The following is a 13,353-nucleotide window of genomic DNA, read 5'->3' as shown; positions in this document are numbered from 1 at the left end:
TTGAATGTTTTTATGAACTAAAATTTAGAATGAACCGAAAAATAACAGAATCCCATTAAAAACGCACTGAATCAGGGGGTTTTGCAAAGCCTTCTTATAAACTAAATTCTCCATTCATAAGAAGGAAATACCTATCCCTGGTTGTCCCATAAAACCGTTTCTGTACTTCCAGAAATCGATCCTCATTTTTGTTCATATTATAAATATTCCTCTGGTACATAAAACGGAGCATAAGGAACATTGGTGGCAATATATGCAAAGAAAGGACGATACTGATGTTCCTCGTTTAATGCCATGCTCTCGTATGAAAGACTTCTCGGTCTTTATAGCTTTAATTTCCATCCCTCCTTCGGGATGTAGTTGTATTTAGCACAGAAAAAAACTCTGCAGAGAAACCACAATGGCTTATAAGATGCAACCATGGCGGACTTGAAAACCGGCCGGCAAAGGAGAAATGATATGATGAGGCGAGGCGCATTGAGGTTATAAACATCTGTTATTCCCAACACCGCCGGGATGCCTCGGGCTTTACAAGTAAGGATTGGGACTACCCATTAAAAATCCTCCCCGTCCGGTCTTTAATACTAAAATTATATAACTGGACAGGGAGGGTATACGCAAACAGGCCACAAATCACGCTAAACTCCACTATAATATATTAATTATATCGAACGTATCCCCTTATACCAGGGGATGCAAAACCTGTTATAAGTTAATCGGGAGCATTAGCAATATTGGGAGCCGAAGCCGTCGTCTGGGCCATCTCATCCACGGTTTTCCTGTCCGACTTCTTCTGCCAGATATAGAAAATGGTAAACAGTACAATCAAAATAAGCGGAAAGATGGCGATTTGAGCCAGGGTCGCTTGTCCCGCCGCCAGCTCAAGCTCCGACCCGCTCAGCCCCATATCCGCATAGGTGCTGCGGGCGGAGTCAATCCAGCCTCCGATAATGGGCTGAAATATGGATGTGGAAAACATCCCGATCGCTCCCAGCAGGGAAAGTCCGAGTGCACCGGTTTTCGGGGCCCTCTTGGCCGCCGTCCCGAGCATGACCGGCCAGAAATAGCAGATCCCTATCGCAAAAAGAACCGCCGCTACATACGCCATAATACCGGTCGAAATGCTAAACATATAGATACCGATTGTTGCAAAAACAGACCCGCCCAGCAGTACCCCCGGTTGTCCCAGAGTCTCCACCACCGGTCCTGCGAAGAAGCGTCCGACAGCCATCAGGCCCGTAACCAGCGCCAGGATCAACATGGGACTGGCCCCGCTCTGGGCCAACACGATACTCGTCCATTGCTGGGGACCGAATTCTGAAATGGCGGTCAGGGCAAAACAAAAGAATAAAAAGATAAAAACGGGACTCCCCAGGGCCTTGACGTTTTCTTTGAGGGACCGCATCTCCTCCAGTTTGGGTTTCGGGAATGTCTGCCCGTAAAACAGGGCGGCATAGATAATGGTCGGAATCATGATGATCCACATCTGGGCCTGCCAGCCGAGGGCAAAGTCGGTCATAAATTTGGAGATCAGGCTGCCAAGCACAATGCCGCCGGGAAACCACATGTGGAACCGGTTGAGCATCTTATCCACTTTACTGCCGGTATACGCATCGGCTATCATGGGATTGCAGGCGGCCTCCGTACAGCCGTTGCCCAGGCCGATGAGCAAGGTCGATATCAGCAGCAGGGTATATCCGCCGGCATAAATGGTCAGGATGATCCCAAGAGTATGAACCACAAAGGCAAACTGCATGATGCGTTTGGGTCCAATAGAGTTATAAAAAATGCCTCCCAGGACCATCGAGATGGGAAAACCCAAAAACCACATCGAATTGATGAATCCGAGTTGCTCGGCGGACAGCCCGAATTGATCGCCCAGTTGCGGGAGTATGCCCGTCCGAATGGCAAAGGTAAAGGCGGTGGTAATGAGAGCAAAGCAGCTTCCCCAGAAAAGTATGCGCTCGTTAACTTGTTTACTCATGATAGCTGGATTTTAGTTTAAAGTATATTACGGTTCCCTGTTTTCCCTTTTGATATTACCAATTGACTCGTACATTTCTTACAAGCATCCCTGTTTCCTTAGGACCTTATCACTGACGCACGGTCATCTATTCCTTCTTAGTCTAATACACTATATAGCGGGTTTCTAATCCCAATATGTAAGAGACCCCCGGAATTGGATTCTACTATGTATATTTTACTTGTCGCGTTTTTCCTAAATAATTAAAAACAAGCAATAAAACAATACATTGCTCTGCAAGGTGTTACAATAAAACATCTCTCAGAAGGTTCTGCAAAACAGGATTTTTTGGTCAAAATAAAGGCCACCGGGATTTTAAAACCGCAGCATATTGAGCATATGTCAGCGTTTGAACATCCCGACAACAAAGATCGTGGACAAAAACCAACATGCAAAACCTTCCATCAAAGGCCGTGCTTCTCGCACATCTTCTTGATAAAGGCATATCCCTGCTCGGCTACGTCCCACGGTTTGTTGTATTCACGCCACACATTGATGGAATTGGCAAAATCAGGATCATCGCGGGTAAAGGCTTCGATCGTCAGCCACCCGTCGTATCCGATATCAGCAAGTGCCCCGAACGTCTCATCCCACGGGATGTGGCCCGACCCCGGCGTGCCGCGGTCGTTTTCACAGATATGAACGTGCCCGAGTACCGATGCTACCTTCCTGATGGCCCGGGCCAGCTTCTTCTCTTCGATGTTGGCGTGATGCGTATCAAAATGTGCCTTGACGTTCGGATGAGCCGCCTGTTCGACGAGATAGGTCAGCTGCTCCATGGTATTACACAAATAACACTCGAATCGGTTGATCGCCTCGGGCGCCAACAGGATCCCGGCCTGCGCTGCATATTCCCCGGCTTTGGCAAGTACTTCAGCGCTGCGCTTGTATTCGTCCTCATCGGGAGATTTATCGTGAAAGGTAGCGAAGGCGGAATGAAAGGGGCCGCAGAGAAGGCCTGCATCCATGTCATCAGCACGGTCGACCGCCCATTTGATGCGATCAAGTCCCTTTTGACGTACCTGGGCAGAGGGACTTATGGGATTTTCTTCGGGACCTAATACCATCACGCAGGTCATTTCAAGGCCCAGATCGCCAATCTCCCGCCCGAAATTCCGGTACACTTGTTTGTCTTCTACGCCAAGGAAGCATTCAATCCCATCGTAGCCGATTTCTTTGAGTCGTTCGGCCATGGGCAAGAGATCTCCGGAAACCACCGCCGACCATGCCAGCAAGTTAAATCCTATTTTCGTCATTGTTATTGGGCTCTAAGTTGTTGTTATTAGTTATCAATTATTTGCTTACCACTTCTCCCAGCTGAAGAGACCAGAAAAAAGTTACCTGCTTTTAAATACCCTCTAAATTCCTCTTTTCTGAAACCAGTTCCGTATTCTACCGGGAAGGGTCTTTCAGCAGGAGCCCCTCAAATAGTTTGGAATATCAAGCTTCTCCACAAAAGATAGCCTCTCCCGACCATGATCATTGAAGCAGAAGGATTGACTACCTGTCGGGGTTATATTTGTCATTGCCGATAATAATATTGTAACTGGCAAACGGCCTATTTTCTATTTAAAGTCCGACGGGGTCAGTCCTTTCTTGTGGTCGCCAAAGCCAAACATGGTCGGATGATAGGGGCCGTCGATCGAAACGTCACTTTTATCGGGAATATCATCCTCCATCTGCAGGGCCCAGTAACAGGCGTTAACCAAGAGGCGCCGCAGGTCCTCACTCTCCAAGTCCGCCGCCGCCCCCATCGTCGTTGTGAAAACCCGGCCCGTATTGCCCGCTTCACTGGTATATTCCTTCGTCCACGCTACCGGCATAATCGACTTGTCCAGGTTTACCCCGGCCTTCGGGGTCATCCCACTGGTCGACTGTCCCCACACCAGCACGTCCGGATCTCCCTCCAGCTCCCGGACGCCATACACGTCGGTAGGCCCCCAGATATCGCGGACTCCCCGGAGAACAGGATGATCCTCCCGCTCCTCAATCCCGTCGATGAGTCCCCGGGTTCCCTCCTCTCCGTGAACGCCGTGATGATCAATCCAGGTCTCGCCGAGAATCCGCCGGCCGAAACCGCCTTCCCAGCCTTCCTGTTCGCTCTGAAAATCGTACTTAGCATACGGGCTGTCCGGATTCCGTTTGTAATTAAATGCATGAGTGGCCGTGCGCATCCCCACCACCGGCTTGCCTGCCTGCAGGTACTCGTGGATATACTTCATCTGCTCGTCCGGCAGCTCCCGGAACCGGGTAAAAATGACCATGAGGTCCGCATTTCGCAGCAGTTCCAGGCCCGGAATATTCGTTTGATATTCCGGATCGACCTTTCCCGTTTCAGGATTTATAGCAAATAACACCGTTGTCTTGAAACCGTGCTTCCTGGCAAGAATTTCGCCCAACAATGGAAGAGCTTCCTCCGAGCGGTATTCCTCGTCGCCGCTGACCAGCACAATATGCTTCCCGCTGCCCGGACCCTCATTCGGTGCGTAGGAGATCCACTGCTTGTCCTCCTGGGCGTCAACGCACTGGATATTGAACGAAAAAAGAAACACAGAGAGCCCGATCCCGGCAACTATTCTTTTGATCGCCATTGTTTGATTCACTGCTATTTTCATATTCATACTTGAGACATTTGCCCGTTCAATATTTACTAAAATAAGTTGATATATCCCCTCTTCTCCAGGGAAAGATTTTTTACTCAAATGACACCTTAAATGCAGCTTATCAGGTAATAAAAACCCATCAACCCCTTCCAGAGAACATAAAAAGCTGTATTCTTAACTGCTAAACGCATTTAGTCAGTTAATTGTCATCCTGTTTCCGAAGTACTGTGACTGCTCCACATGCAGAACGAATATTTGCTTTGAATTCCGCCGGTATATCGAAACTCAGCCTCCGGAACTCGGCATTCATTTTTCCATGGGGTGTTCGTTGAGTAGTTCCTCGGGGGTATACAAGCCGGCTTTATCCTCCACCGCGGCCCGTACCTCCCGGACTTTCTCCGGGGTTACCGCCGAAGCCCCGTTTCCAAACGCATTACGTACGTAGGTCAGGACGGCAGCCACCTCTTCATCATCCAGCATCCCGCCAAAAGCAGTCATCGGTACCTGTCCCGGAAACTGTTCGCCCAGCACTTCAATGGGACCCTGAAGCCCTTTTAACACGATCTTGATCAAACGATCCTGGTGACCTACCACCCAATTGGTGCCGGCAAGCGGCGGGAATCCCGCGGCCCCCTCCCCGTCAGGCTGGTGACAGGTCCCGCAAAATCCATCCTGTTCATAAATCGCTTTCCCTTTAATAAAGAGCTTCCTCGCTTCGCCTTCAAGGTCTGTTTCGATCTTCTCTTTTTCCTCCTCTTCTTCACTCTCGAACGGTTCTCCTTTAACACGGGCCACCGCTGCTTGATATGGTTCCTTCATCCACCTGTCGAGCGGTTTTTTCCCTGCCTCAGTCAATATGGGCAATCCCTCCTCTTCACTCAGCCAGGAAGCGGCAACGATGGCTTCCAGGCGGACCCGGCCATGCTCATCCCGGGCAGCCGTCATCAGCAGCTCGGGTTGGTTCTCGATCTGGTGTCCCGCATACCGAAGCACTCTTACGGCTGCGGCGCGGACCCGGTGGTCTCCGGCTTCCAGCAGTTCACGCAGCAGGGATTCGTCCACCTGATTCAGTCCCCATGTCACCCACAGTGCTTCCAGCAGGTGATGTTCATACTGCGGGTCATCCCGGTCCAGGTCATCGGTCCATTTCGAAAGGCGGACAAGCACCTCCTCCGCATCGCGTCCCCGCAGCTCGCGCCGGGTGCGATACCGCGAGCGGTATTCCGGCAGCTTGAGGTTCTCCAACAGCTGATCGATACTGGCGCCGGCTATTTTGGCCGGTTCCACCAGGGGACGCGATGGATAGGTGATCCGGTAAATGCGCCCGTGGGAATGGTCCCGAAGGGGATCGCGGGCATTATGTTGCATATGTCCGATCAATTTATTGTGCCAGTCAACAAGGTACAGGGACCCGTCCGGTGCGAATTCCATATCGACGGGACGAAAATTCTGGTCCGAGGACTGCACCAGATCCTGGCGGTGTTCCGTCCTGTAGCCGGTCCCCTTTTCAATTACCTGGTGCTGCTTGGTCCCCAGGAAACCGATGGTATTATTGATAAGTATATCGCCCTGTACCTCATCCGGAAAATGACGGCTGGATACAAACTCAAGTCCCGACGTGGGACGTACCATATGCTCTTCCGGAATAAGATTTTCCGTCATGGGCGAGGCCTCGCCATATCGCGGCTTAATCGTGGAAGGCATCATCCAGCGGACATTCGGGCTGGAGGTCTCTGCAAAAAAATTCTGTCCCCACCGGTCGAAGGCGATTCCCCAGGGATTGGGAATCGATATCTGGGCGGTCCGCTCCAGCCGCTTACGGGCGGGATTATACCGATAAAATCCCCCGTTGGTGGCACGAACCGGACCATAAGAAGTCTCCACATTGGTATGCAGAAAGACGCCTTCAGCCATATAGATCGATCCTGAAGGATCGGCCGTATAGGCACTGTGGGCATGATGGGTATCATGGTCATCAAAACCACTCAAAACCACTTTCCTTTGATCGGCCCGGTCATCTCCGTCGGTATCCTTCAGCAACACCAGGTCCGAACTTTGTGAAACATAGACGCCCTCGGGGGCTAACTCAAATCCCACCGGCAGATGCAGGCTGTCTGCAAAGGTCGTCTGCTGGTCGGCACGCCCGTCCTCATCCGTATCCTCAAAAATAAGAAGCTTGTCATTGGGTTTGCCGTCCCCCGGTTTCCAGTGCGGATAGCTGGGCATAATAGCTACCCAGGCTCGCCCTTCGTTATCAAAAGAGATCTGAACCGGGTTCGCCAGGTCATTGAACTGTTTCTCGGAGGCAAACAGCTCTATACCGTAGCCGGGAGCCATATCAAATTTGTCAAGGGCCTCCTGTCCGTACAGGTATTCGGGATTTCCATGACCATAGGCATCCGTCCGGTAATTCGTTTCCACTTCGGGAAGCTTCCGGGTCCTGGCATCGGCGGCCTGCAGGTCCATTTGTTCTCCTCCGGCGGCCTGCCAGATAGCTGTATCCCGGATAGCCGTCATTTCCCTGATCTTTTCGATTTCATAGGGGTAGTTATCCGGACCATAGGGCTCGTATCTTCGGCCATAGGCGTGCACGCCATTGGGAATTTTATAGTCGTTTTCCCACATCCAGTTTTTTTCGAGCACGGCATTTTGAACCAGCTTGCGGTACGCCTGTGCTTCCGGCTCTTTTGCTCCGAATATTTCATCGGCCAGCAGCCCGGCAAGCCGCTTATACCCCTTTTCGGTAAGCTGCGCCCCGTCAATAGTCAATGCCCTGTCACCGTTTTCAAACCATTCCTTGGTCCGGTTATACAGATCTACAAAGGGGACCTCTTTCTTCTGAGCAACCTCTTCCATCCCCTCGGCGTACAGCGACAGGTTTTTATTGATCTGACGGCCATCGGGCAGGTCGAGGCTGTCGGACAGGTCTTCAAATGCAATAGGGGAGACGAGCACAAGCTCCGGAGCATTCCTGCCGTTGTACCGTTGGGTACGGGTGTGATCAATAAACGCTTCCAGTTCGTTCTTGTAGGTGTCGAGTCTCTTCTTTCCCTCAAACGACTCGTTGTACCCAAAGAAAGCGATAATGATATCCGCCTCCAGTTTGGTAAGCCAGGCATCCGGCGTGGGGAAATGTCCCTCGCTGCTTGGCTCGGCGGCCAGCTCGTCATAAAACTTTTCCGCCCCGGGAAAAGCCCACGGAGAATTACGCGCTGCATGGGGACGGAATCCGGGGGTGTTGCCGGGATCCGACATATTACGAATATAGAGCAGGCTGTCGGGATAGCGAAGATGCATTTCCGTTTCGAAATGACCGAAATTCATCATCCTCGAACCCAGGTTATTGCCTAATAATACAAGGTGGGCTTCCTTTTCCAGGGATGCCTTCGGCCTGTCCGAATTCGAGCAGGCGCCCATGACCGCCACCAGCAACAGCGGAAAAAGACATGCATGTATCGCCTGAAAAAAAGAATGCTTCATAAAGTAATCTGTTTTAAAAATGACAGGAGTATCCGGGAAACATGGCGTTTCTCTTTCGGAAGACTTGGGCTCCCCATTGCAAGTATATTATAATTTTTTGTAATTCCTAACAACCGGCGTAATTAAGCTGTATTTATTATTCCATATTGCCTCCCCTATTCTAAGAGACATCATGAACTGAGATCTACTCTACTTTCGTATTCTTTCGGCGCCGGCCCTTGATTGCACATCCTTAGCATTCAGGTAACAAAGCTGTGGATACCGTAATACGCGGGCTAATATCCGGGGTTTTGCGTCAGGTTCTCGTTATTTCGGCGTTCTGTCGCCGGTATAGGGAACAGCAGTTCCCGTTCGGACAATGTGGGACCATATACAAAAGTATGCCCCACATAATTCTCGAATTCGCCCGTCTCCACATTATATGCTCTGCGCAGGCGGACCATATCGAACCATGTTTTGTTCTCGTAACTCAGTTCATGCCATTTTTCCTTCCAGACGGCTTCTCTGAAGTCAGCTTGTGACAGACCTGACAATTCCGGAACTTCCGCCCTCCTACGGATCTTATTTACCGCTTCATGAGCAGATAATGTTGGGCCGCTTACCTCATTTTCGGCTTCTGCATAAATGAGTAATACCTCTGCATAACGAAACAAGGGCCAATTTAGCCCGGAAACGGCTGTCGCGGTATTGGCTTCCTGATCGAAAAACTTATACAGATACCACCCTCCCAGATTGATGGGCGTTTCCCGATCAGATACCTTGGAAAACTCTCGGTAATAGAATTGTTTTTCCTCTGTTCGTTTATCTCCCTGCTCGTAAGAATCCACAAACTCCTCCTGGGCAAAGATCCCCCCCGTCTCGGCAGAAAACAAGGAGATATCCTGATTATAGGGAAGCGTTACATACTGCAGTCCATTATGGTCAATGATCTCCCTATTAAATTGTACCATAAAAATATGCTCGCCTGAATTCTCCGTATCATAGCTGTGCAAATCCGCATAATTATCGAACAAGTGATATTCCCCCGAATCCATTACTTCGCTGGCTTTATCCCGTGCAAGCTGATAATATTGTTCTCCCCCTTCTAACGGATAACCCGCCATAGTCAAATAGACACTTGACAAAAGAGTTTTGACAGCTCCCATGGTTACTCTTCCGCTTTCGTCGTTGAAAGTCAACCCTGAATTTTGTTCCACCCACATCAGGTCCTCAACAATAGCATCATACACTTCGGCGGCTGAGGTTCTTTCCGGCTCCAGCAGTTCTGAGTTCAACCCGACAGGCTCAAGTATCAAGGGAACATCTCCAAACAATCTGACAAGGTTGTAATAATAGTAGGCCCGTAAAAATCTTGCTTCTCCAAGCAGCCTGTTTTGGTTGACCCCGTCCATTTGCGGGATATCCGGGATATTGGCAAGCGCTTCATTAGCATTTGCAATCCCCCGGTAATGGCTGTTCCAATACGTTTGGCCGTAACCGTTATCAGCACTGTTATCCAGCGCCCTGATATCGAGACTGTTGGTGGCCTGACCCAGCTCGGTATTTGCAAGTCCCGTTTGAAACTCGGTCATGAGCCATGGAGCTCCTCCGAAACCGCCCCCTCGTACCGCCCTCAAATCTTCATATATAGCATTCACTGCAGCTTCGGCATGCGCCGGCTGGGTGTAGTAATTCTGGTCAGTAAAACTTGTCGGGTCTGATTGTGAAAGGAAGTCCCCGCACCCGGATACTACCAGTACTATGAATCCCAAAAGTAATAAATAGCAAGTTGATTGTTTCATAAGTATCATGCTAACGTTTTAAAGTTAAAGGGGTGAAAAGTCTTTCAAAATCAGAATCCAATATCCAGGCCCAGCAAGAATGTTCTCGACTTGGGATATTCAAAGTATTGTGCCCTTCCCCTGGAAAATGGAGCACCGGAAGTCGAAATTTCGGGGTCATATCCCCTGAATTTCGTGATCGTAAATAAATTCTGTGCCGTGGCATACAATCTCAGGCTCCCAACGCTCCAGGGTGTGAGAATCTCCTGTGGAATATTGTAAGAAAGCGTAAAATTCCGGCCCCGAATAAAGGAGCCATCCTGCATCCTGTGGGTGTCGTTATCGGTATCATACCCGGCTTGGGTAGGTCTCAATTCGGCTACGGGGGTATCCTGATTATCGGGCGTCCAGGCGTTCAACACAGATCCCAGGCTGTTGGCTATCCCTACCCGGTCTTCGGTCGAATGCACGGCTTCCCACATGATGTCATTCCCATACATAAATTGAATATCTGCGGACAGCTCGAAATTCTTATATGAAAAACTGTTGATAAAGCTACCATAACCGTCGGGCACGCCATTCCCTATCGGCACCCGATCATCCTGGTTAATAGCCCCATCATTGTTGACATCCTTATATTTGATATCCCCGGGGAGCCGGTCATACTCTGCAGCCTCAGCGGCTTCATCAGTATTCCAGGTGCCCAGGGCAATATATCCCATAAACGTATTAACGGGTAGGCCTTCCCGGATGATACTCCCTGCACCGCCACCGTGAACGCCCCCGCCCGTCTCGATATCGGATCCTCCATGTAGCTTCAGCACCTCATTTTCATTTATGGAAATATTGAATTCCGTGCTCCAGGAGAAATTGGCATTTTCAATATTGCTTGTCGTTAAGGCCAACTCTATCCCCCGATTCTCCATGCTACCTATATTTTCAAAAACGGTCGCATAACCGCTGGTTCTCGGCAACGGACGCTGAAGCAACATGTCCTCTGATTTTCTCCGGTAGACATCGGCTTCAAGCGATATCCGGTTATCAAAGAGTCCCAGTTCAAGCCCGATATCAAATTGTTTATTTATCTCCCACTTTAAATTCGGGTTGGCCAGCCGTTGTACGCCCACACCAATATTTCTGCTTCCGTTGAAGATTGCTGTATACGTACCCAATCCCGCTTCATACTGGTAATTAGCAATTTCCGAATTGCCGGTCAGTCCATAGCTGGTACGCACCTTCAAATTCGATATAATCGAATTCCCTTGCATAAAATTTTCTTCCGATATTCTCCATCCTAAAGCAGCTGACGGAAAGAATGCATACCTGTTATTGGTTCCGAATCTGGAAGAGCCGTCTACCCGCCCGGTAACCGTAAACAGATACCTGTCATCATAGGTATAATTCACCCTGCTAAAATACGATGACATCGTATATTTGTTGGTTGTCGAGCTGGGAGGACGCGGATTATCGGCAATACCCAGATTATGATATTTGAAATAGTCATCCAGGAAGCCCCATACTGTTGCACTTGAACTGGAACTGCTGGAAGTTTGTATTGACTGTCCCAACAAGGCACTGATTGAATGGATATTATTGAAGTCGATGGTATAGTTCAGCAAATTCTCCAATTGCCAGTTGTCGCTGCGGGAGGGGGAGATACTTGCAATCCCTTCCTGGTCGCGTGATAAAAACGGAAGAGTTCGCCCCGAATAGTTATCCTGTTCCTGGTTAATAATATTTGTCCCAAGCATCGTCCTTAACTCCAAATTGTCAGTAAAAGTAATATTGGTATGAAGGTTCGCCAGGATGTTTTGGGTATCGAGTATATGTATACTTTCCTCGGATACTCTCTGTTGGTTGGGACCGCCTTCCATTCCCGGGTAATCTTCATTTCCGGCCCAGGTCCCATCCGGATATTTAACGGGTACGATCGGGATGGACTCATAGAGCATCCTCATGGACCAGGCGTGAAGCTCCTTTTGCGATTGATTGCTATAGCTGATGCTACCTCCGGCAGTTAACCAGTCAGTGACCTCAGTTTCCACGTTAAAGCGCCCCGAATAGCGTTCTAACCAAGACTCTTTCATGACTCCTTCTTCATCATTATAGGACACGTATATTCCGTAGGTAGTCATTTCATCACCGCCTGCGATGGACAAGTTATGCTTATGGGTTATAGCCGATCGAAAGGCCTCATCCTGCCAGTCGGTGTCGTACAAAGGATTGCCATTCTGATCAAAAAGGCGCGGATCATTTCGTTTGTCCGCGGGGTTGGTATACTTGCCCCCGGCAAAACCCGCGGGATCATACTTTTCTGCATTTGAATAGGCGATTTCTTCCACTCTTAGAAACTCTTCAGCATTTAATACGTCAATCTTTTTCGCAACACTGCTTGTGCTGACCGAACCATTATAATTTATCCGGGGTCCCTCACGGCTTCCTTTCTTCGTTGTAATCAAAACAACACCGTTTGCTCCTCTTGCCCCATATATGGCCGTCGCCGAAGCATCCTTAAGCACTTCAATAGATTCAATACTGCCGGGTGGAATTGAATTAATAGCGTGACTGCCCCCCTGCATTCGTTCCACGTTAAGTATAACTCCATCCACCACATACAGCGGGTCATTTGTATTGCTCACAGAACTACTCCCGCGAATCCTGATTTGCGGGGATCCTCCCGGCTCACCCGAACTTAATGACACATCCACCCCGGAAATCCTGCCGGCCAGGGCCTGTGACACATTCGTTGATGGCCGTCCCTGAAGTGCTTCTTCGTCGACTGTACCAACAGAGCCGGTCAAATCGGATTTTTGCTGGGTGCCATAACCGACTACCACCACATCCTCTCCCATTATGGCCTCGCTTGTCAAACTTATATCAATCGCGGAACGTCCATTAATGGGTATTTCCCGTATTTCATACCCCACGAAAGAAAATACCAGCGTATCGTCCAGGGTCGGCACCGTTAGTGAGTAAGTTCCCTCGCCATCCGTGGAAGTCCCCGTTGTAGTTCCTTTGACCATCACATTCACGCCGGGTAGCGGGGCCCCGTCCCCAGCGTCTGTAACCGTTCCTGTTATGGTTTCCTGTTGAAAGAGAGTACCGGAAATGGGAGAACGAGTTTTCTCGGCAAGGACATATGTCTCTTCATCAAGCTGCCAGTAATGTATATTCAAGGCAGTTAATATTTGTGCCAACCCCCGGGCTTTTGACGTCTGCAGCAATGACAACTGCCCCGAGCTTATATATTTATCCGCCACAACATTCTCTTCGTAGAGAAATGTTACGGTGAACTCTCCTTCGATCTCCTCAAGTAATTGTTCAAGAGATATCACCACTCCTTTTTTACCCAGCTCCGAACTTGCATACAAGATAGATTCTGTACTTTGTCCGTTTGCTTCACAAGTGAATACTATCTGCATAAAAATTAGCACAATCATAATCTGCCATGCATATCGTAGTCGTTTCATAAGTCTGTTTCCCTTTA

The 13,353-nt window shown here is 49.4% G+C and carries 6 protein-coding genes; all 6 read right to left on the bottom strand.

What is annotated here, in order from left to right; genetic code table 11:
• Nucleotides 1-712 precede the first annotated feature (712 nt).
• Entirely contained in the window at nt 713-1,984 is a 1,272-nt protein-coding gene (locus BUB16_RS08675) for an MFS transporter (RefSeq protein WP_073062337.1), read from the bottom strand.
• Between the two features lie 443 nt (nt 1,985-2,427).
• The gene (locus tag BUB16_RS08670; protein ID WP_073062334.1) at nt 2,428-3,279 is read right to left on the bottom strand and encodes a sugar phosphate isomerase/epimerase family protein; all 852 of its coding nucleotides are present in this window, start codon (nt 3,277-3,279) and stop codon (nt 2,428-2,430) included.
• A 309-nt stretch (nt 3,280-3,588) separates the two neighbouring features.
• Nucleotides 3,589-4,644, bottom strand: coding sequence for a ThuA domain-containing protein (locus BUB16_RS08665; protein WP_073062406.1), 1,056 nt, complete (start codon nt 4,642-4,644; stop codon nt 3,589-3,591).
• Nucleotides 4,645-4,932: 288 nt separating this feature from the next.
• Nucleotides 4,933-8,106: a PVC-type heme-binding CxxCH protein gene (locus BUB16_RS08660; RefSeq protein ID WP_073062331.1), complete on the bottom strand. Its 3,174-nt coding sequence runs from the start codon at nt 8,104-8,106 to the stop codon at nt 4,933-4,935.
• A 275-nt stretch (nt 8,107-8,381) separates the two neighbouring features.
• Nucleotides 8,382-9,887 carry a RagB/SusD family nutrient uptake outer membrane protein gene (locus BUB16_RS08655; protein ID WP_139240244.1) on the bottom strand — a complete coding sequence of 502 codons (1,506 nt, stop codon included), beginning with the start codon at nt 9,885-9,887 and terminating at the stop codon, nt 8,382-8,384.
• Between the two features lie 50 nt (nt 9,888-9,937).
• Complete coding sequence (locus BUB16_RS08650; protein WP_139240243.1) at nt 9,938-13,336, bottom strand: SusC/RagA family TonB-linked outer membrane protein; 3,399 nt, start codon at nt 13,334-13,336, stop codon at nt 9,938-9,940.
• Nucleotides 13,337-13,353: the final 17 nt, after the last annotated feature.

The sequence above is a fragment of the Fodinibius roseus genome (genome assembly GCF_900129315.1).
In the GTDB taxonomy this organism is placed as follows: domain Bacteria; phylum Bacteroidota; class Rhodothermia; order Balneolales; family Balneolaceae; genus Fodinibius; species Fodinibius roseus.
The sequence above is the reverse complement of the archived record's forward strand: the minus strand, read 5'-3'. Positions and strand labels throughout refer to the sequence as shown.